Annotated in this window: 23 protein-coding genes; 9 read left to right on the top strand and 14 right to left on the bottom strand. The window is 60.7% G+C overall.

Annotated features, from left to right (window positions below; all coding sequences use genetic code 11):
• The first annotated feature begins 544 nt into the window (after window positions 1-544).
• On the top strand, window positions 545-1,504 hold the full coding sequence (locus ACSQ26_RS28045) for a S1C family serine protease (RefSeq protein ID WP_436015510.1): 960 nt from the start codon (window positions 545-547) through the stop codon (window positions 1,502-1,504).
• On the opposite strand, the gene ACSQ26_RS28040 is transcribed toward ACSQ26_RS28045, so the two are convergent.
• Both ACSQ26_RS28040 and ACSQ26_RS28035 read right to left on the bottom strand, forming a co-directional pair.
• Entirely contained in the window at window positions 1,482-2,021 is a 540-nt protein-coding gene (locus ACSQ26_RS28040) for an NADPH-dependent FMN reductase (RefSeq protein WP_436014806.1), read from the bottom strand. The two genes, ACSQ26_RS28045 and ACSQ26_RS28040, sit on opposite strands and share 23 nt — an antisense overlap.
• A gap of 1 nt (window position 2,022) precedes the next feature.
• Window positions 2,023-3,420 (bottom strand): GH1 family beta-glucosidase, encoded by a 1,398-nt coding sequence (locus ACSQ26_RS28035; protein ID WP_436015508.1) that lies wholly within the window; start codon window positions 3,418-3,420, stop codon window positions 2,023-2,025.
• Between the two features lie 214 nt (window positions 3,421-3,634).
• Here ACSQ26_RS28035 and ACSQ26_RS28030 point away from each other — a divergent pair, with 214 nt between their 5' ends.
• The 3 genes from ACSQ26_RS28030 to ACSQ26_RS28020 are packed head-to-tail and all read left to right on the top strand — an operon-like array spanning window position 3,635 to window position 4,948.
• Window positions 3,635-4,222 carry a TetR/AcrR family transcriptional regulator gene (locus ACSQ26_RS28030; protein ID WP_436014804.1) on the top strand — a complete coding sequence of 196 codons (588 nt, stop codon included), beginning with the start codon at window positions 3,635-3,637 and terminating at the stop codon, window positions 4,220-4,222.
• Window positions 4,212-4,577 carry a nuclear transport factor 2 family protein gene (locus ACSQ26_RS28025; RefSeq protein WP_436014802.1) on the top strand — a complete coding sequence of 122 codons (366 nt, stop codon included), beginning with the start codon at window positions 4,212-4,214 and terminating at the stop codon, window positions 4,575-4,577. The genes ACSQ26_RS28030 and ACSQ26_RS28025 overlap by 11 nt, the downstream gene beginning before the upstream one ends.
• Window positions 4,574-4,948 (top strand): TfoX/Sxy family protein, encoded by a 375-nt coding sequence (locus tag ACSQ26_RS28020; RefSeq protein WP_436014800.1) that lies wholly within the window; start codon window positions 4,574-4,576, stop codon window positions 4,946-4,948. The genes ACSQ26_RS28025 and ACSQ26_RS28020 overlap by 4 nt, the downstream gene beginning before the upstream one ends.
• Window positions 4,949-4,969: 21 nt before the next feature.
• Here the strand turns inward: ACSQ26_RS28020 and ACSQ26_RS28015 are convergent, their stop codons facing one another.
• The 5 genes from ACSQ26_RS28015 to ACSQ26_RS27995 all read right to left on the bottom strand — a co-directional run bounded on the left by ACSQ26_RS28015 (window position 4,970) and on the right by ACSQ26_RS27995 (window position 10,966).
• Window positions 4,970-6,139, bottom strand: coding sequence for a Gfo/Idh/MocA family protein (locus tag ACSQ26_RS28015; RefSeq protein WP_436014798.1), 1,170 nt, complete (start codon window positions 6,137-6,139; stop codon window positions 4,970-4,972).
• Between the two features lie 15 nt (window positions 6,140-6,154).
• Entirely contained in the window at window positions 6,155-7,207 is a 1,053-nt protein-coding gene (locus ACSQ26_RS28010; RefSeq protein ID WP_436014796.1) for a sugar phosphate isomerase/epimerase family protein, read from the bottom strand.
• A gap of 142 nt (window positions 7,208-7,349) precedes the next feature.
• Window positions 7,350-8,294, bottom strand: a complete 945-nt coding sequence (locus tag ACSQ26_RS28005) for a substrate-binding domain-containing protein (protein ID WP_436014794.1) — start codon at window positions 8,292-8,294, stop codon at window positions 7,350-7,352.
• A 70-nt stretch (window positions 8,295-8,364) separates the two neighbouring features.
• Entirely contained in the window at window positions 8,365-9,375 is a 1,011-nt protein-coding gene (locus ACSQ26_RS28000) for an ABC transporter permease (RefSeq protein WP_436015506.1), read from the bottom strand.
• Between the two features lie 64 nt (window positions 9,376-9,439).
• A complete protein-coding gene (locus ACSQ26_RS27995) occupies window positions 9,440-10,966 on the bottom strand; it encodes a sugar ABC transporter ATP-binding protein (protein WP_436014792.1) in 1,527 nt (508 codons plus the stop codon).
• Window positions 10,967-11,148: 182 nt separating this feature from the next.
• Between ACSQ26_RS27995 and ACSQ26_RS27990 the strand changes: the two genes are divergently transcribed.
• Both ACSQ26_RS27990 and ACSQ26_RS27985 read left to right on the top strand, forming a co-directional pair.
• Window positions 11,149-12,180, top strand: a complete 1,032-nt coding sequence (locus tag ACSQ26_RS27990) for a LacI family DNA-binding transcriptional regulator (protein WP_436014790.1) — start codon at window positions 11,149-11,151, stop codon at window positions 12,178-12,180.
• A 4-nt stretch (window positions 12,181-12,184) separates the two neighbouring features.
• On the top strand, window positions 12,185-12,541 hold the full coding sequence (locus ACSQ26_RS27985) for a VOC family protein (protein ID WP_436014788.1): 357 nt from the start codon (window positions 12,185-12,187) through the stop codon (window positions 12,539-12,541).
• Window positions 12,542-12,577: 36 nt separating this feature from the next.
• Here ACSQ26_RS27985 and xylA read toward each other — a convergent pair whose 3' ends face one another.
• From xylA to ACSQ26_RS27950, 7 genes are all read right to left on the bottom strand, one after another.
• Entirely contained in the window at window positions 12,578-13,885 is a 1,308-nt protein-coding gene (xylA, locus tag ACSQ26_RS27980; protein ID WP_436014786.1) for a xylose isomerase, read from the bottom strand.
• A 33-nt stretch (window positions 13,886-13,918) separates the two neighbouring features.
• Window positions 13,919-15,367, bottom strand: coding sequence for a xylulokinase (gene xylB, locus ACSQ26_RS27975; protein ID WP_436014785.1), 1,449 nt, complete (start codon window positions 15,365-15,367; stop codon window positions 13,919-13,921).
• A gap of 18 nt (window positions 15,368-15,385) precedes the next feature.
• Complete coding sequence (locus ACSQ26_RS27970) at window positions 15,386-16,414, bottom strand: LacI family DNA-binding transcriptional regulator (RefSeq protein ID WP_436014783.1); 1,029 nt, start codon at window positions 16,412-16,414, stop codon at window positions 15,386-15,388.
• 219 nt (window positions 16,415-16,633) lie between these two features.
• Window positions 16,634-17,143: a DUF1993 domain-containing protein gene (locus tag ACSQ26_RS27965; protein WP_436014781.1), complete on the bottom strand. Its 510-nt coding sequence runs from the start codon at window positions 17,141-17,143 to the stop codon at window positions 16,634-16,636.
• Window positions 17,144-17,217: 74 nt separating this feature from the next.
• Window positions 17,218-18,276, bottom strand: coding sequence for a nickel/cobalt transporter (locus tag ACSQ26_RS27960; protein WP_436015504.1), 1,059 nt, complete (start codon window positions 18,274-18,276; stop codon window positions 17,218-17,220).
• 161 nt (window positions 18,277-18,437) lie between these two features.
• A complete protein-coding gene (locus ACSQ26_RS27955) occupies window positions 18,438-19,079 on the bottom strand; it encodes a DUF1007 family protein (protein WP_436015502.1) in 642 nt (213 codons plus the stop codon).
• 70 nt (window positions 19,080-19,149) lie between these two features.
• Complete coding sequence (locus tag ACSQ26_RS27950) at window positions 19,150-20,073, bottom strand: LysR family transcriptional regulator (RefSeq protein ID WP_436014779.1); 924 nt, start codon at window positions 20,071-20,073, stop codon at window positions 19,150-19,152.
• 586 nt (window positions 20,074-20,659) lie between these two features.
• Here ACSQ26_RS27950 and odc2 point away from each other — a divergent pair.
• The 3 genes from odc2 (at window position 20,660) to ACSQ26_RS27935 (ending at window position 23,847) form a co-directional block, all read left to right on the top strand.
• Window positions 20,660-21,790, top strand: a complete 1,131-nt coding sequence (gene odc2, locus ACSQ26_RS27945) for an ornithine/lysine decarboxylase (RefSeq protein WP_436014777.1) — start codon at window positions 20,660-20,662, stop codon at window positions 21,788-21,790.
• A gap of 93 nt (window positions 21,791-21,883) precedes the next feature.
• Entirely contained in the window at window positions 21,884-22,483 is a 600-nt protein-coding gene (locus tag ACSQ26_RS27940) for a GNAT family N-acetyltransferase (protein WP_436014775.1), read from the top strand.
• 92 nt (window positions 22,484-22,575) lie between these two features.
• A complete protein-coding gene (locus ACSQ26_RS27935) occupies window positions 22,576-23,847 on the top strand; it encodes a hypothetical protein (RefSeq protein ID WP_436014773.1) in 1,272 nt (423 codons plus the stop codon).
• Window positions 23,848-23,870 lie beyond the last annotated feature (23 nt).

Raw genomic sequence — 23,870 nt, 5'->3', positions numbered from 1 at the left:
CGTGTCACGCCTGTGTCACGCAGCCCCGGCTAGCTCTGCTTCGGGCGGATTCATGAATCCGCCAATGGAAAGCCCCGACACGGCTTGCTCGCAAGCCGCGCCGGGACACCATAACGGGAGCTATCCGCAGCCCTGCACAAAGGCTCCCGCTACCCCACCCGCTGCCGGAAACCAATTCCGGCGGCGGATATCCCATTTTCAGCCGTTTGACGTCCCAATACATAGGGGGCGCAGCCGGTGATTCATTAAGCAATAAATTCCGGGGAAGCCAACAAATGGAATCGGATACAAACAACAAATGGCCTTCCGTTATCGTGGTCGTCTGCTTGCTTGTGGCTTGTATCGGCTTTGCACTGCGCGAAGCCACGCTTCTCGGCTGGCTTTGATACCAGCATCGGCCCCCGATTTGAGCGCCGCTTGAAACAGCGGCATCGCATCCATATTTCAGTCTCATCAAGTTTCATTCAAACGCGGACGCGCCGGAATGAGGCCGGTGGAGGGTGTCCGCCGCCTTGGCTGGCCCGTTGCCGCCGAGGACATCTCGATGGGCCATATTGACCGGGAATTCCACACCGCGCCCGATCGCCAACTGCTCGACGCCTATTCACAAACCATTTCCCACGCCGTCGAACTGATCGGCCCTTCGGTGGCCCAGATCACCGTGGGCGCCAATGGTCGCGGCGGACAGGGCTCGGGCTTCGTCATCTCGCCGGATGGGTTGATCGTCACCAACAACCATGTCGTCGCCGATGCCAAGAGCGTTCGCGTGCGGATGCAGGATGGCGTCGCCAGCGAAGCGCGCGTGCTCGGCCGCGATCCGGATACCGATATCGCACTGATCCGCACCGATACCAGCCTTGGCGTCGCCGCACCGCTCGGCAACTCGAAGAACCTGAAGCGCGGCCAGATCGCCGTCGCCATCGGCAATCCGCTCGGCTTCGAATGGACGGTGACCGCCGGCGTGATCTCCGCGCTCGGCCGCTCGATGCGCGCCCAGAACGGCCGGTTGATCGATGACGTAATTCAGACAGATGCGGCGCTCAACCCCGGCAATTCCGGCGGGCCGCTGATCTCATCAGCCGGCGAGGTGATCGGCGTCAACACCGCTGTGATCCGGGGCGCGCAGGGCATCGCCTTTGCGGTCGCCTCGAATACCGCCAACTATGTGATCTCCGAGATCCTGCGGTTCGGCCATGTCCGGCGCGCCTATATCGGCGTCGCAGCCGATACCGTGGCGCTGCCGAGGCATATCGCCGTGCGGGCCGGCGTCATCGCCCAGACGTCGGTGCGGATACGGCGCCTGGAGCCCGACGGGCCTGCCGAGCGCGCGGGCCTGCAGGAAGGCGATCTGGTGCTGTCGATCGACGACCAGCCGGTGGAAGGCGTCGATGACCTGATCCGCCTGATGAATGGTGACCGCATCAACAAGCCGACGGAATTCCTCGTCCTGCCGGTCGGGAACGTCATCGCCAAGCGGGTGGTTACCCCGAGCGCTCGGCCCTGATGAAGGCATCGAAGCGCGCAAGCGCTTGCCGCATGCCGTCACGGGCCTCTGCGGCGGAAAGGATTTCCTCCATCCTTTCCGCCGCATTTCCCAGGAGATGAACCGAAAAGCCGACCTCCGGCGTCAGCCTGAGCGACATGGTACGCAGCACTTCCTGCAGCGCACCGAGAGCATGGTCGCTGCGGGTCGAGGCGCGAACCAGCATCGCCGGCTTGCCGGGGATTTCGTCGCGCGACACCATCCAGTCGAGCGCATTCTTGAGGCCGCCGGGAATGCCGTGGGCATATTCCGGACAGGCGAAGATCAATCCATCGGCCTCCCGGATCTGGCGGCCGAGGGCTTCAACGATGGACGGGGTGAGATCGCCCTCGCGATCGGGATTGAAGATCGGCAGTTCGCCGATCAACTCGCTAATCTCAATGGTGACGTCATCCGGGGCATTCTCGGCCAGCGCCCGGAGCAGCGCCGAATTGGTCGAAACCCGGCGCAGGCTGCCTGAAATCCCGAGGAGCTTCATCTCACTCGGCGGCGTCAGCGCGACCGCTGCTGACGAAATTGCCCTTGGGAAACTCCTGCGCCAGCTTGCTGTACCACTTGCCGCTCTTCTTCATCGTGCGGACCTGGGTTTCGTAATCGACATGGACGAGACCGAAGCGCATTCTGTAGCCCTCCGCCCACTCGAAATTGTCCATCAGCGACCAGGCGAAATAGCCCCGCATCGGAAAGCCCTCCTTGATGAGGTCGGCTGTCACCGAGAGATGGTCGGCATAATAGTCAAGGCGCGGCTGGTCATCGACCTCGCCATCAGCACCAACTCCCATATTATAGGCGGCGCCATTCTCGGTGATGTAGCAATCCGGCAGGTCGTACTTGCCGTACAGATCGCGGACGACATGGTTGAGGCCGGAGGAATCGATCTCCCAGCCGATATCGGTCTTCTCGGGATGGACGAAGGGCGCTTGGACGGTCGCCGGAAACACAGCTTCGGGGCTCGGATCATGCGCTACACGCATCGGCGTGTAATAGTTCAGGCCCCACCAGTCGATCTTCTGCGAAATGATCTTGAGGTCGCCGTCCTCAATTTTGGGAATGATCGGCTCGAAGGCGCTGAGCACGGCTTCGGGATATTCGCCCTTGAAGACCGGGCCGAAGAACAGGCCATTGTGGAAATCCTCGGCGCGCGCTGCGGCGGCCTTGTCCTCGGCACGGTCGCTGGCCGGGATAACGGACATGGCATTATAGACGATGCCGGCCGGCAGTTTCGGCGCCTCGGCGCGGATCGCCTCGATGCCAAGGCCGTGGGCGAGATTGGTGTAGTGGGCGGCATGCAGCATCGCCTGCATATTGCGCTCGCCCGGCGCGTGGATGCCGTAGAGATGCGAGAGAATGACCGAGCACCAGGGCTCGTTGAACGTCGCCACCGCATCGAGTCGGTCACCGAGACGGCGGATCACGGTCTGGGCGTAACGCTGGAAAGCATGTGCCGTCGAGCGCGAAGTCCAGCCGCCATCGCCCATCAGCGCCAGCGGCAGGTCCCAGTGATAGAGCGTCGCGTAGGTCTTGATGCCGCGCTGCTTGCAGCCATCGACGAGGCGATCGTAGAAGTCGAGACCCGTCTCGTTGAGCGGGCCGGTCCCATCGGGATAGATGCGCGGCCAGGCGATCGAGAAGCGATAGGCTTCGACGCCCATCTCCTTGATCAGGTCGAGGTCTTCGTCGAGCCTGTTGTAATGATCGCAGGCGACATCGCCATTGTCGCGGTTATGGACGCGGCCCGGCATGTTGGAAAATGCATCCCAGATCGACGGCTTGCGGCCATCGGCCTTCGTCGCACCCTCGATCTGGAAGGCGGCGGTGGCAACGCCGAACACGAAATCGCCCGGAAAACGGGCGGCGAGTTTCTTCGGATCCATAATGAAAACATCCATCTTCTGTTCACGGACAGCGGCAGGGCCAAGTTCAGCGGCGTATTTAGCCAAGCCGACCGACCTTGTATAGCGGAGAACGCAAGAACTGTAACGTTGCAGCCCTATTCCGTATGCGCCGGTACGCCACGTTTCCGCACATTGGTTGTTGACACGCGTTTTTTTAGCGGCTATTCTAGAATATGAATTCAAAAATGAGGTCTTCATGCCACGTACCCGATCCTATGATGAGACGTCCGTGTTGAAAGGCGCGATGCAAGCCTTCCGCCGGCGGGGATATCAGGGCGCATCGATCCGGGAACTCGAAGAAGCGACAGGGCTGAAAGCCGGCAGTATCTACAACAGTTTTGGCGACAAGGCGGGCTTGTTCAATGCGTCGTTCAATTACTACAATCAAGCGGTACTGCGTGGCCGTATCGATCGTTTCGCGCCACCCGAGGCTGGCTTGGCAGGTCTACGTGATCTTTTCGCCTCGCTGATGCAGGAGCCAAACGATGAAAGTTATGGCTGTCTGATCACCAACTCTGCGTTGGAATTTGACACGACAGGTGATGCTCATCGGCATGTCTGCGAAGGCCTGGCTATTCTCTCAGCTACGTTTGCTGACCGGCTGCATGCCGCTCGCACTGCCGGCAGGTTACGCGCCGGGATCGATCCCGATGTCGCAGCGACGAAATTGCTTGCCCTTTACCAGGGCATACTGGTGCTCGTCCGCGCGCGGCAAGATAAACACGCGCTTCTGCGGCTTGTTGCCGCCGAATTCAAAGAACTGGAGGCTCATGATGACATCTGACGTAGTGTGGAAGCGATATGCAGCGATTTGGTCGCTGAAAGAACAGGAACGTAGTATCGAACTCGCGGCATGTCTCGCTGCTGACGCAACTTACTGCGATCCGAATGGCCTTATAGAAGGACCAGCCGGGCTCTCTACCTATATGGGCCAGTTCCAGCAGAGCGTACCGGACGCACAGTTCCAGATCCGGTCGGTTCTGCACCATCATGGCCGGTCGCTTGCGAATTGGGCGCTGCACGGACCTGACGGTGCTGTGCTTCAGGCGGGCACAAGTTTCGCGACGCTCGCGGGCGATGGCCGGCTACAACATATCAGCGGATTCTTCCATGCCGCGGAACAACGCGCGGTGCCATGAGCATCGCCTCCGCGCTGGAATTGTCGCGCGAAATTGCCGAACGTCTGCATCTGCTTGGGCCGATTGCAACCGGACGGTTCTTCGGGGGAGCGGCGTTGAAATTGCACGGCGTTCAATTCGCTTTTGTCATGAAAGGCTCGCTTTATCTGCGAGTCGATGACGAAAGCCGAAACGCGTTCGAAGCCTTGGGTGCCGTGCCCTTTGCCTATTCAGGGATTTCGAAAACGGTGACCGTTGCAAGCTACTATGAAGCGCCCGCCGAAATCCTGGATGATGTCGATGTTCTATCCGACTGGGCCGTTCACGCTCATAGTGCCGCGCTCGCGTTTCGCCCAAAGCGGGCGCTACCGCGGAAGAAGAGCCCGCGATAGCATCTTGTCCCGATGATCAGGTCAGACCTTGACCCACGCACCATTGCGCTTCGATGAGGCGATGCAGGCCTCGATAAAGGCCACGCCCTTCACGCCATCCTGGACGGTCGGGTAGAGCACGTCCTTGTCAACCTTCTGGCCCTTGCGCTTCGCGATGATCGCCTTGGCGGCCTCGGTGTAGATGGTCGCAAAGCCTTCGAGATAGCCTTCCGGATGGCCCGACGGTATGCGACTGACACGGCCTGCTTCGGGGCCGGCGCCGGCGCCGTTGCGGGTGATCAGCTGGCGCTGTTTGCCGAGCGGCGTGAACCACAGATAGTTCGGATCGGCCTGCACCCATTCCAGCCCGCCCTTGGTGCCGTAGACACGGACCTTGAGGCCATTCTCGTGACCGGTCGCCACCTGGCTGCACCAGAGAAGACCCTTGGCGCCGCCGGCAAAGCGCATCATCACATGCGCATTGTCATCGACGCGACGGCCCTTGACGAAGGTATGCACGTCGGCTGCGAGTTCCTCGAGGTCGAGACCCGAGATGAAGCAACCGAGATTGTAGGCATGCGTGCCGATATCACCGGTCGAACCGCCGACGCCCGTCCTGGCCGGGTCCGTCCGCCACTCGGCCTGCTTCTGGCCGCTCTGCTCGATCGGCTCGGCGAGCCAATCCTGCGGATATTCCATCTGCACCAGACGGATTTCGCCGAGTTCGCCGGATGCCACCATCGCGCGCGCCTGGCGGACCATCGGATAGCCGGTGTAATTGTGGGTCAGCACGAAGAGCGCGTCGGATTCCTCGGCGATCTTCAAGAGCTTCTTGGCATCGGCGAGGTTGGATGTCAGCGGCTTGTCGCAGATGACGTGGATGCCGCGGCGGAGGAATTCCTTGGCCGCCGGATAGTGCATGTGGTTCGGCGTGACGATCGACACCGCCTCGATGCCGTCCTTGAGCTTGGCCTCACGGATCGCCATCGACTTGAAGTCGTCATAGATGCGCGAGGGATGCAGGCCGAGCTCAGTGCCCGACTGGCGCGATTTCTCCGGCGTCGATGACAGCGCGCCGGCGACGAGTTCGTAATGATCGTCGATGCGGGCCGCGATGCGATGCACCGCGCCGATGAACGCGCCTGAGCCGCCGCCCACCATGCCGAGCTTGATGCGGGGCTCGAACGAAGCCGTTGTACCTTCAATTGCCATTGGTTCGATCCTCTCTCAAATTCCGAGCAAGCGGCGGTTTGCCGCGTCGTCCGTGCCGCTGGCGGCGAAGTCGTCGAACGCCTTTTCGGTGACGCGGATGATGTGGTGCTTGACGAATTCAGCGCCTTCGCGCGCGCCGTCTTCCGGATGCTTGAGCGCGCATTCCCATTCGACCACGGCCCAGCCATCGAAATCGTTGGCGGTCATTTTCGAGAACACCGCGCCGAAATCGACCTGGCCATCGCCGAGCGAACGGAAGCGGCCGGCGCGATTGACCCAACTCTGGTAGCCGCCATAGACGCCCTGCCGGCCGGTCGGGTTGAACTCGGCGTCCTTGACATGGAACATCTTGATCCGGTCTTTGTAGATGTCGATGTTATCGAGGTAATCCAGGCACTGCAGGACATAGTGCGAGGGATCGTAGAGCATGTTGGCGCGGGCATGGTTGCCGGTGCGCTCGAGGAACATCTCGTAGGTGATGCCGTCATGCAGGTCTTCGCCCGGATGGATCTCGTAGCAGACATCAACGCCATTGGCATCGGCATGATCGAGGATCGGCTTCCAGCGCTTGGCGAGTTCATCGAACGCGGTTTCGACAAGGCCGGCAGGACGCTGCGGCCAGGGATAGATATAGGGCCACGCCAGCGCACCGGAGAAGGTCGCCATGGCGTTGAGGCCGAGATGCTTCGACGCGGTCAGCGCCAGCTTCACCTGATCGACGGCCCAAGCCTGGCGCGCTTTCGGATTGCCTCGCACTTCAGGCGCCGCGAAGCCATCGAAAGGCTCGTCATAGGCGGGGTGGACGGCCACAAGCTGGCCCTGAAGATGGGTGGAAAGCTCGGTGATCTCGATGCCGTTCTCGCGCGCGACACCGGCAAATTCATCGCAATAATCCTTGGAGGCCGCAGCCTTCTTGAGGTCGATCAGCCTTCCGTCCCAGGAGGGAACCTGCACGCCCTTGTAGCCGATATCGGCTGCCCATTTGGTGATCGATTTCCAGGAATTGAACGGCGCCGCGTCGCCTGCGAACTGCGCCAAAAACAGGGCTGGGCCCTTGATCGTCTTCATTAGCTTCCTCCCTAGATGCTTCTGCAACGTTGCCGAAAACGTTTTAATCAAAAATCCCCGGGCCATACAACCGGCCAAACGGGGCCAAACATAAAATCTGCCCGGCGAACCGGGCAGATCGCTTCACTTTCAGACTATTCGATCAGAACGGCGAATCGGGGAAGTAGTAGTTCTTCGCATTGTCCTTGGTGATCAGGGTCGCATCCAGCGTGTAGGTGCCGTGGACCGGAACCTGGTTGAAGATGGCTGCTGCGGTGAGTTCCATTGCGGTGCCGACCATTGCCGGCGGATAGAGAACGTCGACCGGGATCATCTTGTCGCCGTCCATGACGCGCTTGACCATGTCCTTGGAGCCTGCGCCCGCGACGACATACTGGATGTCGGTGCGGCCGGCCTGTTCGATCGCCTGCAGCACGCCGACGGCCATGTCGTCGTCCTGGCACCAAACCACATCGATCTTCGGATACTTGGTCAGGTAGTCCTGCATGACCTTGAAGGCGTCGTCGCGATTCCAGTTGCCGAACTGGCGATCGAGAACCTTGACGTTGGAGCCTTCGATACCCTTGTCGAAGCCGTCCTGCCGCTGCTGATCGATCGGAATCGGCATGCCGCGGATCACGACGACCTGTGCGTCAGGCGTCTTGGACTTGATGTATTCGCCGGCGGTCTGGCCGAGAGCCGGGTTGTTGCCGGCCACGTAGAGGTCACGCACGGAATTGTCCATGACGCTCGGCGCACGGTCGACGATGGTCACGAACGTGCCGGCCGCCTTGACTTCCTTGATCGCGTTGACGAGCGGATCCGGATCGGTCGGCAGGATGACGAGCGCATCGAGGCCCTGGACCGCGAGGTCCTGGATCGCGTTGGCCTGGCTTGCCGGATCGGGCGACGTCTTCACGATGACGTTGGCATCAGGATATTCCTTGCGGATCTGCTCGGCGACGCGCTCGGCATGATAGACGACGCCTGCCGTCCAGCCGTGGTCGGCTGCCGGGATCGATACGCCGATGGTCTTCTTTTCCTGGGCCAGCGCGGTGCCGGCCAGGGCAGCGGCGATAAACGCCACCCCTATGATCTTCTTCAACATTTCTCACTCCCTGTGCGTTTCCGGACCCTTGGCTTCGACAAGCCGGGCGGCCCGGTAACCCGGCCTTTTCTCACGATTTTCGCGTCAGCGTCCGCTGGACGAGCATCGCAATGATGATGATCGAGCCCTGAATGGTACCGATCAGATATTCGCTGATGAAGTTGGAGAGCAGCATGATATTGCCCACCAGTTCGAGGATGAAGGCGCCGCAAATCGTGCCCCAGACACGGCCGGCGCCACCCTTGAGCGCCGTGCCGCCGACAACGACGGCGGTGATCGCCTGCAATTCCCACAGGATGCCCGTCGTCGCCGAGGTCGAGCCGAGGCGCGGCACGTAGAGCAGCACGGCGATGGCAACGCAGAGGCCCTGGATGACGAAGGCGATGGTGCGGACGCGGTCGACATGGATGCCGGAATAGCGGGCGACATCACGGTTGGAGCCGACGGCGACGACATGACGGCCATAGCGGGTACGGTATAGGATGAAGGCCGCCACTGCTGTGACCGCGATAATGATGACGATCGGCACCGGCACGCCTAGGATCGAGCCGAAATAAGCCGGGCGATAGAGCGTCTGGAGTTCCGGTTCGCGCAGCGTGATGGCACCGCCCTGCGACAGCCATGTGGTCAGGCCGCGATAGATGCCCATCGTGCCGAGCGTGGCGATGAAGGGCTCGATCTTGCCCAGCGTGGTGATCAGGCCATTGGCGAGGCCGCAGGCGGCGCCGATCAGCACCGTCAGCAACCCTGATGTCAGCAGCATCAGCATCGGATCGGCGATGACGCCCGAATTCATGAACAGGATCATCAGGCTGGCGACGAAGGCCACCATCGACCCGACCGACAGATCGAGGTCACCCGACGAAATCACGAAAGTGGCGCCCACCGCGATGATGGCAATGAAGGCGCTGCGGGTCGCGACATTGGCGAGGTTGGTGATGCCGATGAAGTTCGGATTGACGATCGCGCCCAGGATGAGCAGCAATATCAGCGCGGCAAAGGGCGCCACTGCCCTCAGATCGACATCACGCCAGGAACGGCGCGGTCTCTCCAGTGCCTTGCTTTCTTCGTTTACACTCATAGCCACAACAACCTCCGTCCCGATGCCCTTTCAGGCTGCCCGGTATTTTCCTCGACTGCCGCGATCAGGCAGCCTGCTTTTTCTTCAGGCCCGCCGCGTAGCGCATGATCTCCTGTTCGGAAATCTCGTCGCCTTCCAGCACGCCGACGATCCGGCCTTCGCGCATGACGGCGATCCGCGTGCAGAGCCCGATCACCTCGGGCATCTCCGAAGAGACGACGATGATCGACCGCCCCTCGCGCGCCAAAGCCGAGATGAAATGATAGATCTGCTGCTTGGTGCCGACATCGATGCCGCGCGTCGGCTCGTCGATGATGATGATCTGCGGTTCGGTCTCCATGACCTTGGCGAGCAGCAGTTTCTGCTGGTTGCCCCCGGACATGCGGCCGGCCACCACGCCGGCATCGCGCACCCTTATGTCGAAACGTCGCTTGGCGCGCGCCATCGCGGCGATCTCGCTCGTCGGATCGAGATATCCGTAGCGCGAATGCTGCCCGAGCGACTGCAGGGTGAGATTGGCGATGAGGCCGGAATTCAACAGCAGGCCCTTGGCCTTGCGATCCTTGGTCATGTAGCCGAGACCGGCGCGATTGGCCGCGTGCAGGTCATCGGCGACAAGCACTTCGTTATGGACGCGGACTTCGCCCGAGGCGCGCGGGCGCAGGCCGACGACGGCTTCCATGAGCTCGGTGCGGCCGGATCCGATCAGACCCGAGAAGCCGATGATCTCGCCCCGGCGCACTTCGAAGCTCGCATCCTTGACGAAGCCGGTCGAGACGTGGCGCACGGACAGCACGATCTTCTCATCGACATTCGGCTCATGCTTGGCGGGGTAAAGGCTGGAGAGTTCGCGCCCGACCATCAGCTGCGCGATCGCCTCGCCATCGAGAATGGCGGTCGGCGATGTCTTCACCCACTGGCCATCGCGCAGCACGGTCACGCGGTCGGTGAGCTCCATGACCTCATCGATCTTGTGGGAGACGAAGACGAAGCTGGTGCCCTTGTCGCGCAGCCTGCGCACCTGGTCGAACAGGATGCGCGTCTCGTCGCGCGACAACACCGCCGTCGGTTCGTCCATGAACACGACACGCGCGTCGCGGCTGATCGCCTTGGCGATCTCGACCATCTGCTTGTCGGCGACGGCGAGCGAGCTGATCAGCGCGTTCTCGTCGACACGCGAGCCGAGCTGGTCGAGCACCGCTCGCGTCTCGGCCTGCATGCGCTTGCGATCGAGGACGCCGAAACGGGTGATCTCGCGGCCGAGAAAAAGGCTCTCGGTGACAGTCAGGTGTTCGGCGAGGTTGAATTCCTGATGGATGATGACGATGCCGAGCGCCTCGGCGGCGCCATTGGCGGGCAGCATGATCGGCTTGCCGTCGAGAAGGATCTCGCCGGAGCTCGGCTGCTCGAAACCTGAAAGGATTTTGACGAGGGTGGATTTGCCGGCGCCGTTCTCGCCCATCAGCGCATGGACTTCGCCCTTCCTGAGGTCGAAATTGACGCTGAAAAGAACCTGCACGCCACTGAAGGATTTGCTGATCCGTTTGGCGGACAACACAGTGTCGCTGTTGCCGGACTGCCCCGCTTCCATCGTCTTCCTCCCTGCGGTTCATTGACCGCTTGGGTAGATCATGTAAACCTTTACATCGATCATGTAAAGGTTTACATTTGGAGATATCACGGATTTTCTGGCGCCGAGCTTTGACCTCGGAACAAGTCTGTGTAGTGTCGCGGCGAAGACCAGCCCCTGGCCGAATCCCAAGGCAGAACGCATTGTCGAATTCCGCACCCGCAACGATTGAAGACGTCGCTCGCATCGCAGAGGTGTCGATCGCAACGGTCTCGCGGGCGATCCACAATCCGGAGAAAGTGGCCACTTCGACGCGGCTGAAGGTCAATCAGGCAATCGCGATCACCGGCTATACGACCAATGCCATGGCGCGCAGCCTGCGCCTCGGCCGATCGAACATGATTCTCGTCGTGGCGCCCGATATCGGCGACCCGAATTTTTCCAATATTCTCGTCGGCCTGGAAAACGAGGCGCGTTCGCACGGCTATGGCATCCTCATCGGCCACACCCAGAACGATGCACAACGCGGCCTCGAATATCTGAAATTCCTCAATTCCAACCAGGCGGCCGGGCTGATCCTGTTCACCGGCATCCTGCCCTTCGGCCATCAGGCGATGACCGCGCGCCTGCCGCCATGCGTCGGCGTCTTCGAGCCCGTCTTCAATGGCGGCATTCCCTATGTCGGCGTCGATGACATCGTCGGCGCCCGCAAGGCGGTCGACCTGCTGATCGCCGAGGGCCACACCAAGATCGCCTTCATCGGCGACTCCCGAACCCGGCTCGCCTATGGGCGGCGGCGGATGGGATATGAAGCCGGCCTCGATGCAGCGGGAATTTCGCCCGATCTGCGGATCGTGCTGGAAGGCGACGGCACGATCGAAAGCGGTCGGCTCGCAGTCGAACAGCTTTTCGTCCGCGACACGCTGCCGACCGCCTTCATGTGCGTCAACGACCAGACCGCGATCGGCGTGATGCTGGGTCTTTTCGCCCGTGGCTATGACATTCCGCGCGATTTCTCGGTCACCGGTTTCGACGACGTGCCGCAGGCCGTGTTCATGTCGCCGTCGCTGACCACGATCCGCCAGCCGCGCACCGCAATCGGCAAGCATGCCATGGCGCTGCTGCTCGACCTTCTGGGCGATGGCGTGCCCCCCGAGAGCGAGATCCTGCTGATGCCGGACCTTGTAGTGCGGAATTCGGTATCCGGTCCGTCGCGACAGTGGATGAAGCGGTAGTCGCATGCGTCTCGGCAGGCTCGTGCTCTATGTCAGGGATGTCGAAGCGACCATCGGCTTCTACGAAAAGCATTTCGGTTACAAGGCGGAACGGCTCGACGGCGACCGCATCGTCGAACTGGTCGCGCCCGATGGCGGCGTCAATCTGATGGTCCATCCGGCAGGCAAGGGCCAGAAGATGGGGCAGGTGCTGGTGAAATTGGTTTTCGATGTGGAGAATGTCGAGGCGTTCTGTGCCCAAAGTAGCGCCAAGGGCCTGGAGTTCGGATCGATCCATCAGGCAGATGGCTATCAGTTCGCCAATGCCAAGGACCCGAGCGGCAATTCCATCTCGATTTCCAGCCGCGCCTTCGGGAAGTAATTCGGGAGACGGCCAGTGGCCGTCTCCCGGTTTTCATCAAACGTAACGATTGACGATGTTTTCGAGCAACTCCTGGCGACCCGACACCGGCTTCGGATTGATGTCCTTTGCCTCGACCATCGCGGCAATGCTTTCGAGCGACGCGGACTTGTCGAGCAACGCCTTACCCTCCGGCTTATCCCAGCCGGCATAGCGTTCGGCGAGCGGGCCGGACAGCGCCTTGTCCTCGATCATCTTCGCTGCGGCCTTGAGGCCACGGGCGCAGCAATCGATACCGCCGATGTGACCGATCAGCAGGTCCTCCGGCTCGATCGACTGGCGGCGCAGCTTGGCGTCGAAATTGGTGCCGCCGGTGGTGAAGCCGCCGCCCTCGAGCACGTGATAATAGGCCAGCGCCATCTCCGGCACATTATTGGGGAACTGGTCGGTATCCCAGCCGGACTGATAGTCGTTGCGGTTCATGTCGATCGAACCCAGGATGCCATGGGCATTGGCGAGCGCCAGTTCATGCTCGAAGGTGTGGCCGGCGAGGATGGCATGACCCTGCTCGATATTGAGCTTCACTTCGTTTTCGAGGCCGTACTTCTTGAGGAAGCCATAGACCGTGGCAACGTCGTAGTCGTACTGATGCTTGGAGGGCTCCTGCGGCTTCGGCTCGATCAGGATCGTGCCCTTGAAGCCGATTTTGTGCTTGTACTCGACCACCATGTTGAGGAAGCGGCCGGCCTGGTCCATCTCCTTCTTGAGGTTGGTGTTGAGCAGCGTCTCGTAGCCTTCGCGGCCGCCCCACAGAACGTAATTCTCACCACCGAGCTTGTGGGTCGCATCGATGCAGGTCTTCACCGTGGCAGCGGCAAAGGCGAAGACTTCCGGATCGGGATTGGTCGCGGCACCCGACATATAGCGGCGATTGGAGAACATGTTGGCTGTGCCCCAGAGCAGCTTGACGCCGGTGGCGGCCTGCTTCTCGGCGAAGTAATCGACGATCTCGTTGAGATTCCCCGTGTTCTCGGCGAAGTTCTTGCCTTCAGGGCGCACGTCGGCGTCATGGAAGCAGTAATAGGGCGTGCCGAGCAGCGAGAAGAATTCGAAGGCGACATCGGCCTTGAGCTTGGCCGCCTTCATCGAGTCCTCGAACCATGGACGTTCGAATGTGTTGCCGCCGAACGGGTCGGTGCCCGGCCAGACGAATGTATGCCAATAGGCAACGGCGAAACGGAGGTGATCCTCCATCCGCTTGCCCATCACCACTTCATCCTTGTTGTAGTGACGAAACGCAAGCGGGCTGGTGGAATTGGGGTCGTATTTGATCTTCTCGATATTGCCGAAAAAGCCTGTGGACATTGGGAGTCTCCTTCCTAGAATTATGCTGCTTGATCAAAGTGCCGATATGGCGGGATAGGTCTTGCGGTAGCTGATATAGGCCTCCTCGTAGGCCGAGGTGAGCGCCGATGCCGGTTCGATGGTTTCATCAGTGGCAGGCGGCGTGCAGATCTGCACGGGGTCCGCGCCCGTCGCTGCGATCAGGCCGAGGCGTGCCGCGCCGAAGGCAGCACCGAAATCGCCGTCCTGCGGGATATCGACCGGCACGCCGAGCGATGTGGCGATCGACTTCAGCCAGTATCTCGACCGCGAACCGCCGCCGATCGCAGTGACGCGAGAAATGCTGGTGCCGGCGCTTTTCAAGGCTTCAAGATTGTCACGGATGGCGAAGGTGACGCCTTCGAGCACCGCCTGGGTCAGCACCACCCGCGAGGATTCATGGCCGAGGCCGGTGAAGACGCCGCGGATTTTCGCATCGTTATGCGGCGTGCGTTCGCCGGAGAGATAGGGCAGGAAAGTCACCGAAGTCGGCGCCTTGAGTTCGTCGCCGAGTTCCGACGTCAGTTCAGCGGCGGACTTGCCCGCGATGCCGGAATACCAGTTCAGCGCATCGGTGGCCGAGAGGATAACGCCCATCTGGTGCCATGTGTTGGGCAGCGCGTGGCAGAAGGCGTGCACGGCGCTTCCGGGCTTCGGCAGATAGCGCGCATTGGCGGCAAACAGCACGCCCGATGTACCGAGCGAGACGAAGGCATGACCCTCGCCGACGGTCCCCATGCCACAGGCCGAGGCCGCATTGTCGCCTGCCCCGCCGGCGATGACGACATCCGAGCCCATGCCCCATTTGGAGGCCAGTTCACCGCGCAATGTGCCGGCCTTGTCGGTGCCTTCGACCAGGAGGGGCATCTGGCTTTCATCCAGACCCGTAGCAGCCAGCAGTTCAGGCGACCACTTGCGCTTGCCGGTATCGAGCCAGCTGGTGCCGGCGGAGTCCGACATTTCCGAGATGTGTTCGCCCGACAGCCAGAGCCGCAGATAGTCCTTGGGCAGCAGCACCTTGCGGACCTTGGCGAAGATATCCGGCTCGTTGTTCTTCACCCAGACGAGCTTCGGCGCTGTGAAACCCGGAAACACGATATTGCCGGTCAAAGCGCGAAAGCGCGGGTCGGCGTCGAGCGCAGCGGCTTCCTTGAAGCTGCGTGTGTCGTTCCACAGGATGCAGGGGCGCAGCACGTTGTCCGAACTATCCAGCAGCGTCGCGCCATGCATTTGGCCGGACAGGCCGATGCCCTTGACGGCGGCAAGCTCTCTCGGATGCGTCTTCTTGAGTTCAGCAACCGCCTCTTCGGTCGCGCGGATCCAATCGGCCGGCGCCTGTTCGGACCAGCCGGAATGCGGCCGTGAGACATCGAGCGAGCCATGGCCCGAACCGATGATCTTCTGATCGCCATCCATCAGCATGGCCTTGACGCCTGACGTGCCGAGATCGAGCCCCAGATACATGTTAACCTCCCTCGCCGTTCACGGCAGATTGTCTTTCAGGAATATGTCGATGCGGATGCGCTCCTGCGCCTCGATGACCGTGAGGCCATCGGCCTTGGCCTTGAGCACGCGGATGGCGCTGCGAACCTCGTGGCCGGCATCCTGGTTCAGCACCGCTTCGATGAGATCGGATTGCAGCGCGGCGCGCGTATGCGGTGTCAGTTCGTGAGCGATCACCTGCGGCTTGGGTGCCGTCTGGCCGATCTCCTTCAGCGCCCGGATGAGACCACGGTTACCCGCGCCGAGACTATATATCCCGGCGAGTTGTTTCTCCCGGCCAAGCACATCCGAGACCAGCCCGTAAACGGCATCCGGATCGTCCTGGCCTTCCATGACGGGCAGGATTTCGAGGTCGGCATTGAGTTCGGAAAGCCGGTTGCGAAAACCTTCGAGGCGGTCGCGATGGTCGCCGACCAGCATCGAGCCCGCGACAACCGCCACCTTGCCCGCTTTGCCAGCCAGGAACCGGCCCATCAGGCTGCCTGCGGTGCGACCGGCGGCAATATTGTCGATGCCGGAGAAATGGTCGCGATCGGAGCCCGGCAGGTCGGACACGAGCGTGACAATCGCCACGCCGAGTTCCTTGAGACGATGAAGCGCATCATGGACGACGGGGGAATCAACCGCCACGACAGCGATACCGGCGGGCGGATCGCTTGCCATGGCATCGAGCGCACCCGCCAGTGCCGCCCCGTCGAAGCGCGGCACCTCGACGATATCGATGCGGGTGCGCTCCTGGCCGGAGCGTGCGATCGCCTGCTCGACCTGGGATTTGACGCCGGCCATGAAGGAATTGTCGCCGACGGGCAGAACGAACGCGAGAGGATAGGTGCGGCCCTTGGCGAGATTGGCGGCGGCCATGTCGCGCACGAAGCCGATGCGCCCGATCGCCTCTTCCACGCGGGCTCGCGTGCGCGCACTGACGCCCGGCCGCCGGTTCAGAACCCGGTCGACCGTGGCAAGGCTGACACCCGCCGCTTCGGCAATATCATGGACTGTTGGCCGCATCGGTTCCTCCGGGCGGCACTCTTACAGGAGAAATTGAGGTACGTAAATCAGAAATTTGACGACATGAATGATTCAGCGCGTCAGTCGAACCGATCGTCATCCTCGGGCTTGTCCCGAGGATCTGGTTACGCCCAATAAGGATGCTTCGTCAGTGGCTTACGGGACCGGCACCAGATCCTCGGGACAAGCCCGAGGATGACGTCGGAGGCAAGGGCAAGCTTAGGCGCTTGCACCCATATAAAGCGATTTGCCGAGCGGCAGGCCGTTATGGCGCAGGATGGCGTAGGCCGTTGTCACGTGGAAATAGAAGTTCGGCAGCGCGAAGCCGATCAGGTAGCCCTCACCGGTGAAGTGCCGCGCGCCGGTGCGGAACTTGATCTCGACATCGGCATTCTCGCGGCCTTCCATCTTGTCGGCGGAGACGGCGTTGATGAGTTCGATCGTCTTGTCGATGCGGGTATGAAGCTCGGCGAAGGTCTTCTCGGTATCGGCAAGCGAGGGGTTTTCGAGCCCGGCGGTGCGATAGAAGGCGCCCTTGGCATGATCCGAGGAAAGCTGGACCTGTCCGGTCAGGCTCGCCATATCCGGGAACAGGCGCGCGTTGAGGAAGACCGAAGGATCGACCTTGCGTTCGGTACAGAAGGCTTCCGCCTGGCTGAGTGCGGCCTTGAGGCCGGCAAAACGCGGCAGGATGGAAAGCGTGGCGACGGAATGAAGCGAAACGGCCATGGAAATCTCCCTGAGTTGGCCGCCTCTATGTACGAAGCCGTACGGCCGATTACAGCGCACACCCGAAATAAAATTCAGGCCTGCAGCGACGCCATCAGGAAGGTGAAACCGAACAGAGTGACACAGACGGCGCCGAGGATTTCGATCGTGTTGGCGATCCGCATCGAGCCCGAACCGCTGCCGGCAAAACGAAGGGCAAAATCCTTGGCCGTGACGGCCAGTGTCGCAAGCACCGACACCGTGATCGCCGTGCCGAACGACATGGCGACGACGGAAAGTATCCCGCCGAGATAGAGTCCGTTGAGGAAGGAGAAGGTCAGCACGAAGATCGCACCCGAGCATGGCCGCATGCCGACCGCGACGATGGCGCTCCAGGCATCGGCAAGCGAGAATTTTTCGCCGGCGACGAGATCGGGCGTCGGCGCGTGGCTGTGACCACAGACCTCGCAGACTTCGCCGGAATGCGCATGGAAATGCTGCGCGTGACCGTGGTCACGAGCGTGTAGATGCAGATGGCCGTGATGGGAATGATCATGTTCGTGGTGATCGTGATGGCCGCCGCCGGCCAACGCCAGTTCCGGTCCGGCAAAATTCAGCACCGGACGGCGCAGCATGCCGCGCGTCTTGCGATAGAGGAGATAAAGACCGAACGCCATGATCGCGGCGAAGGACAGCACTTCCAGCCACTTTGCCGCATCTGTCATTGTGAAGGTGGTGCCGCGCAGGATCAGGAAACCCGCGCCGGTGACGAGGATCGCGGTCGCGCCCTGCAAGAAGGCCGACATGAACGAGATCAGCACGCCGCGCTTCAGCTCGGTCTCGTTGGCGATCATGTAGGAAGAGATCACCGCCTTGCCGTGGCCGGGGCCTGCCGCGTGGAAAACGCCATACAGAAACGAGACGCCAACCAGCCACCAGAGCTGCCAGACATCTGTGCGCATGGCCTTCAGTGAGGCAGTTAGCGCCCGGTAGAATTCCTGCTGCCGTGCGTTGATGAAGGTCAGCACGTGCTGAAGCCATGGCATATAGGCCATGACGAAAGGCGAAGGTTGCGCGCCGGGTTCGGTGTTGCCGAGCCCCAGCGAGGATTGGGCATGGGCGAGTGTGGCGGTGGCGAAGAATGCCAGGAACATAAGCAGGAGAGTTGAAAGCACCCCCCTCTGCCCTGCCGGGCATCTCCCCCTCAAGGGGGGAGATTGGACGGGGCGACGCCGCGAGTCTTCAATCTCCCCCCTTGAGGGGGAGATGTCACGAAGTGACAGAGGGGGGTGAATCTCACGCTGCGAAGGAACAATCATTTGCACGTCACCTCCATTCGGGTGGCAAAGAGCTTCGACATGTCGGTACCGGTCGGATCGTTGAAGAAGGCATCGGTCAGTGTCGACTTGTTCTCGGCGATCACCGTGTCCGCGTCGGGCCGCACCACGGCATGGGTGCAGGCCTTGAAATCGCCCATCAGCACTAGGTCCTCGTCGGTCGGAAAATCGATCGAGGCATAGAGCGTCGGATCGTAGACGCCGAAGGTCAGCTTGCCCTTGAGCGGCATGGGGGCCGCCGGCTTGACCGCGAAGAACATCAGGATCTGGCCGTCCTTGTAGTCGACATTGATCACGTCGGGCTTGGCAACCCCGACCAGTTTCCCATCAACGGTGAGGGCAGTGTAATAGTTGAACTCCTGCAGCGATGCGAGGACGGTCTTGCCGATCTCCTCGAGCTCCGGCTGGTCGAGCACCAGATTGGTGTTCTTGTCGAAATCCATCAAGACGCTCGATGAAAACACCTCGTCGAAACGCCAGACGTTGTGAAGTTCGGCAATATGGCCGTCACTGCCGGCGACGACTTCCAGCCGCGCATCCGCGAACACATGTGGATGAGCACGCGCCGCGATCGGCAATGCCGCCAATATAGCCGCGAGCGGCAGAAACTTCTTCAGCATGTCGTGACGATCCCTGAAATCCTGCCCGCGCAGATTTACCATGAATGAGTCGAAATTCCGAACGGTGCCGTCAATCTATCCGGGCTGCGACACTGTTGCCCGCGCCATTCTTCTTGAACCAGCCATAGAGAAAGTCGACGAAGCGTCGAACCTTGGCCGGCAGATAGCGCCGATGCGGATAGATCGCATAGATGCCGCCGCCCTTGGGGATGAATTCATCGAGAATGGTGATGAGCTCGCCGCATTCCGTCTTCGGCTTGGCGACGAAATCCGGGATCATCGCGACGCCGAGGCCCGCGATCGCGGCACGGGTGGAAGCGATCGGCGAATTGACCTCGATCGGGCCGGAGACCGTCACTGCCTGGCTCAACCCTTCAGCTGTCTCGAAGCGCCAGTTGTTGTAGTAGCGGCTGTTGGTATCGACGATGCAGGGCACATTGGCGAGGTCGGCGGGCGTATTGATCGGCCCGTATTTCTCCAACACCGCCGGCGAGACGAAGCAAAATTGCCCGAAATCGCAGAGCTTGCGGGCGATCATCCCGGAATCCTCGAGCTTGGTGATGCGGATCGCCGCATCGAAACCTTCCTCGATCAGATCGACGAAGCGATCCTCGGCAATGATCTCCAGCGTTATGTCGGGGTGTTCGATGGAGAAATCGATCAGCGAGCGGCCGATATCGGCATCGACGAAGCTGCGCGGCACGGATACCTTGATCCGGCCCTTGAGGTCAGTCGCTCCCTCGCGGACCAGGTCGGCGAGATTGTCGATCTCCTTCAGGATATCCGATGCGGTGCGATAGTAAGTGTGACCGGCTTCGGTGAGCGAAAACTGCCTCGTGGTGCGATTGAGCAGCAACGCGCCGAGCTCGTCCTCCAGCTCCTTCACATATTTGGAGAGCAGCGCCTTGGAGCGCCCCATCTTGCGCGCAGCGGCCGAATATCCCTCGGCATCCACCACGTCGATGAAGGCGCGCATCCTGGTCAGCGTGTCCATGAAAACCCAATCATAAAAAATTCGTTAAAAGCTTCGCGGCGCCAGTGTTTTAGCACGGGAAATTTTTTTGGGCAGTGGGCAAAAAAATTCTTGATTATGACGGCGAATATCCCTATCTCAGCCCTTGCCCAATGTCGCACGTGCCCATGGGTGTCCGCCGACCCTCTAAGTGGTGAGGAAATCGGTATGGTACCTGGAACTAACCGCTCCAGTCGCAAGCCCGGCCTTCCGGATAATGCGAGGACATCTGAAGCAACGACGGTGCGGGCCTTTCTGGTCTCGGCCGGCTTTCCAACAGCCGGTGTAACTGAAGAGGCACACCCTCATTGCCGGAAGTGCGGTTGGGATATCCCTCCAATCCAAGGCAGAAACTGAACGTAACGCTATTCGTGGCGTTGGTTCAAAAAGCCGCGTGATGGCTTTCACGTTTTGGCGCCGGGGTCTCCACCGGCTGGCGCCGGAACGCAATGTCGTCACCCAGTTTTGCTCTCCGGTTCAGCCGGGGTTTTGCCAATTGGCTAGCGATCACGCCGTTTGAACCCGGCTGACGCAATGCCCGAGATTTGACTTTGGAAGGGTTAATGCCATGACACAGCGCATCCGCGACTTTCTCGCCACCCGACGTCCCGATGGCCCGTGCCTCGTGGTCGATCTCGATGTGGTCAAGGACAATTTCAAGGCGTTCCGTCATGCCCTGCCCGACAGCATGATCTACTATGCCGTCAAGGCAAACCCGGCGCCTGAAGTCCTCAAGCTTCTTGCCTCCATGGGTTCCAACTTCGATTGCGCCTCCGTGGCCGAAATCGAAATGGCGCTCGACGCCGGTGCGACTCCTGCCCGCATCTCCTTCGGCAACACGATCAAGAAGGAGCGCGATGTCGCCGGTGCCCATGCACTCGGCATCAATCTCTTCGCGGTCGACAGCCATGAGGAAGTCGAGAAGATCGCCCGTGCCGCCCCCGGCGCCCGGGTGTTCTGCCGCGTGCTCACCGATGGCGAAGGCGCTGAATGGCCGCTTTCCCGCAAGTTCGGCTGCGTGCCGCAGATGGCCGTCGACGTGCTCGTCTATGCCCATCAACTCGGCCTCAATTCCTACGGCGTCTCGTTCCATGTCGGTTCGCAGATGACCAAGGTCGATGCCTGGGATTCGGCGCTCTCCGATGCCAAGCGCGTGTTCGTGTCGCTTGCCAAGCAGGGCATCGAGCTCAAGATGGTCAATATGGGCGGTGGTTTCCCGACCAAGTACCTCAAGGACATCCCGTCCTCCGAGGCCTATGGCCGCGCGATCTTCGCCTCGCTCAAGAAGCACTTCGGCAACAACATTCCGGAGACCATCATCGAGCCGGGCCGCGGCATGGTCGGCAATGCCGGTATCATCAAGACGGAAGTCGTGCTGATCTCGAAGAAGTCGGACAATGACGCCCATCGCTGGGTGTTCCTCGACATCGGCAAGTTCGGCGGCCTCGCCGAGACCATGGACGAGGCGATCCGTTACCCGATCCGCACCGAGCGTGACGGCGACGAGATGGAACCCGTCGTGCTCGCCGGCCCGACCTGCGACTCGGCTGACGTGCTCTATGAGAAGAACATGTATCCGCTGCCGATCACATTGACGATCGGCGACGAGGTTCTGATCGAGGGCACCGGCGCCTATACGACGACCTATTCGGCGGTTGCCTTCAATGGTTTCGAGCCGCTGAAGTCCTACGTGATTTAAGTCACGCAATGCCAGCCCCGTAACCAGCCGGGGCGGCAAATTCACAATTCCTAGCATCACCGTGAGACTCGGTATTGGGTACGGGAGGCCAAGATGGCCGCTGTTCTTGATTCTGTTCGTGCGCTCTTCGCACCAAAAAATGAAAATGCCTTCGCGATCGACCGTGAGAACCCCGGCGACGTGGTCGCGCGCGAGCGCCTGCTCGACGCCGCCATGGGTCCGAATCGCCGCCGGAAGTCTTCCGAGGCGATCCGCCGTGGCCGCATTCCGGCCGACGGGCTGGCGCTTGTTGCTCGCGACACATCCGGTCATGTCATCGGCACCGTGCGCCTGTGGGATATCCAGGCCGGCGTGACGCCCGGTGGCCGTGCCGTGCCGGCACTTCTGCTCGGCCCGCTCGCGGTCGATGCCGCGCATGAAGGCAAGGGTGTGGGTGCTGCATTGATGCGCGCGGCGATCCTCGAAGCCACGAAGCGTGGCCATGGCGCGATCCTGCTCGTCGGCGACGCGCCCTATTACGAGCGCTTCGGCTTTTCCCAGGAAAGGACAGCAACGCTTGTCATGCCCGGCCCGTTCGAGCGGCACCGTTTTCTTGGCCTCGAACTTAGGGATCGCTGGCTCGAAGGTGCCGCCGGAATTATCGTGCCAACCGGCCGGAAGTTGGCGGACGTTTCTGCCAGAAAGGCAGCGTAGGGCGATTGCCCCTTCATGCTACGCCATGAAATCGACCGTTGACTTCCGCCCTGATCGCCCTTTAGTTGTGCGCGGAAGCCGAGGGAGAATTCATGAAATATACAATCGATGATAGCGACAATATCAAAGGCTTCGACATTTTTGATTCGAAGTCCAGATGGACATTATTGCCCGAGGCCCAGCTTACGTCGGACGATGACGTTGTGCTGCTGGAAGCGCGCCGCTTTGGAAGAAACAAAATCGATATCGATGGTGACATCCTTGCGGATGCCGGCCAGGTCGCCATCCGTTCCTCAGGATTCGATAATTGGATAATGGCAGGGACTGAATCCACGATAACGGGTTCGGTCGAGATTCTGGGCGCAAGAACGACATTCGTCAACAGCGGCGAAGCAAGCGCTGATGCGTCTTTCTTACTCCTCGCTGGCAAGGGTTCGCATTTCTACAATACCGGTACGATATCCGCAGCCCAACACGTCGTCGATCTGCATGGCCGTGACACCGAGTTCGGAAATGAAGGCGGCGACATCGTATCGCTGAACGGCACTGCCATTGTGGCCAACAATTCCGCAAGCGTCCGCAATAGCTATAACGGAACGATAACCGCGCTTGAAAACGCGGTCGAACTGAGAACCGGCAAAGACGAGCAGAGCAGATTTGAAAACTCGGCAACCGTCACGGCTGGTGAATTTGCCTTCCTTGGTGGAGCCGGAAGAGATACCTGCATAAACTATGGCACCATGACGGGAGACGTTCAGTTAGGCAGCGGCAACGACAGGTTCGAGATATGGAGCGAATCGCAATTTGACGGCACGCTTTATGGTGGCAAGGGTGACGACACTCTAAAAGTAACTTCCGAGTGGGTCAGCACCGGCGCGCCCATCAATCTTCCCACTTTCGAGGCAAGCCAATTCGTAGAACTGCCGGGCGGCGGAATCGATACGGTAGTAACCTTCTTTGACTGGACGCTTGGGGCCGGCTACGAAAACGCCACGCTGAACTGGCATTACAACTCCGATCTGACCGGCAATGAGCTGAACAATATCCTTGAAGGCAATGACGGCGATAACCGTCTCAGCGGGGGAGCGGGCAAGGATCGGCTCATCGGTGGCGATGGTGTCGATACGTTTTGTTTCGCCGACGGCTTCGGAAAAGATCGCATAATGGATTTTAGCAAGGTGGAGGACCTGATCGATCTAAGCGGCCTTACTGGAATTGACGATTTCGATGATCTTATCGCAAATCATATTCGCCGGGTCGGCTTCGACTTGGTTATTTCGTCCGGCAGTGATGAATTGTGGATAGCGACCCATCATATAGAGACGCTTAGCTCGTCCCAGTTCATATTTCATCTTCCGGAGTAGCTGGCATATCGATGGCAATCAGT

It is taken from the genome of Rhizobium sp. LjRoot254, from assembly GCF_964254105.1.
Taxonomy (GTDB): Bacteria; Pseudomonadota; Alphaproteobacteria; order Rhizobiales; family Rhizobiaceae; genus Rhizobium_E.
The sequence above is the reverse complement of the archived record's forward strand: the minus strand, read 5'-3'. Positions and strand labels throughout refer to the sequence as shown.

What these genes read in the sequence shown, in the direction of transcription:
- ACSQ26_RS28045 (WP_436015510.1), top strand. Translation starts at nt 545, where the DNA reads ATGGGCCATATTGACCGGGAATTCCACACCGCGCCCGATCGCCAACTG.
- ACSQ26_RS28040 (WP_436014806.1), bottom strand. Translation starts at nt 2,021, where the DNA reads ATGAAGCTCCTCGGGATTTCAGGCAGCCTGCGCCGGGTTTCGACCAAT.
- ACSQ26_RS28030 (WP_436014804.1), top strand. Translation starts at nt 3,635, where the DNA reads ATGCCACGTACCCGATCCTATGATGAGACGTCCGTGTTGAAAGGCGCG.
- ACSQ26_RS28025 (WP_436014802.1), top strand. Translation starts at nt 4,212, where the DNA reads ATGACATCTGACGTAGTGTGGAAGCGATATGCAGCGATTTGGTCGCTG.
- ACSQ26_RS28020 (WP_436014800.1), top strand. Translation starts at nt 4,574, where the DNA reads ATGAGCATCGCCTCCGCGCTGGAATTGTCGCGCGAAATTGCCGAACGT.
- ACSQ26_RS28015 (WP_436014798.1), bottom strand. Translation starts at nt 6,139, where the DNA reads ATGGCAATTGAAGGTACAACGGCTTCGTTCGAGCCCCGCATCAAGCTC.
- ACSQ26_RS28010 (WP_436014796.1), bottom strand. Translation starts at nt 7,207, where the DNA reads ATGAAGACGATCAAGGGCCCAGCCCTGTTTTTGGCGCAGTTCGCAGGC.
- ACSQ26_RS28005 (WP_436014794.1), bottom strand. Translation starts at nt 8,294, where the DNA reads ATGTTGAAGAAGATCATAGGGGTGGCGTTTATCGCCGCTGCCCTGGCC.
- ACSQ26_RS28000 (WP_436015506.1), bottom strand. Translation starts at nt 9,375, where the DNA reads ATGAGTGTAAACGAAGAAAGCAAGGCACTGGAGAGACCGCGCCGTTCC.
- ACSQ26_RS27995 (WP_436014792.1), bottom strand. Translation starts at nt 10,966, where the DNA reads ATGGAAGCGGGGCAGTCCGGCAACAGCGACACTGTGTTGTCCGCCAAA.
- ACSQ26_RS27985 (WP_436014788.1), top strand. Translation starts at nt 12,185, where the DNA reads ATGCGTCTCGGCAGGCTCGTGCTCTATGTCAGGGATGTCGAAGCGACC.
- xylA (WP_436014786.1), bottom strand. Translation starts at nt 13,885, where the DNA reads ATGTCCACAGGCTTTTTCGGCAATATCGAGAAGATCAAATACGACCCC.
- xylB (WP_436014785.1), bottom strand. Translation starts at nt 15,367, where the DNA reads ATGTATCTGGGGCTCGATCTCGGCACGTCAGGCGTCAAGGCCATGCTG.
- ACSQ26_RS27970 (WP_436014783.1), bottom strand. Translation starts at nt 16,414, where the DNA reads ATGCGGCCAACAGTCCATGATATTGCCGAAGCGGCGGGTGTCAGCCTT.
- ACSQ26_RS27965 (WP_436014781.1), bottom strand. Translation starts at nt 17,143, where the DNA reads ATGGCCGTTTCGCTTCATTCCGTCGCCACGCTTTCCATCCTGCCGCGT.
- ACSQ26_RS27960 (WP_436015504.1), bottom strand. Translation starts at nt 18,276, where the DNA reads ATGTTCCTGGCATTCTTCGCCACCGCCACACTCGCCCATGCCCAATCC.
- ACSQ26_RS27955 (WP_436015502.1), bottom strand. Translation starts at nt 19,079, where the DNA reads ATGCTGAAGAAGTTTCTGCCGCTCGCGGCTATATTGGCGGCATTGCCG.
- ACSQ26_RS27950 (WP_436014779.1), bottom strand. Translation starts at nt 20,073, where the DNA reads ATGGACACGCTGACCAGGATGCGCGCCTTCATCGACGTGGTGGATGCC.
- odc2 (WP_436014777.1), top strand. Translation starts at nt 20,660, where the DNA reads ATGACACAGCGCATCCGCGACTTTCTCGCCACCCGACGTCCCGATGGC.
- ACSQ26_RS27940 (WP_436014775.1), top strand. Translation starts at nt 21,884, where the DNA reads ATGGCCGCTGTTCTTGATTCTGTTCGTGCGCTCTTCGCACCAAAAAAT.
- ACSQ26_RS27935 (WP_436014773.1), top strand. Translation starts at nt 22,576, where the DNA reads ATGAAATATACAATCGATGATAGCGACAATATCAAAGGCTTCGACATT.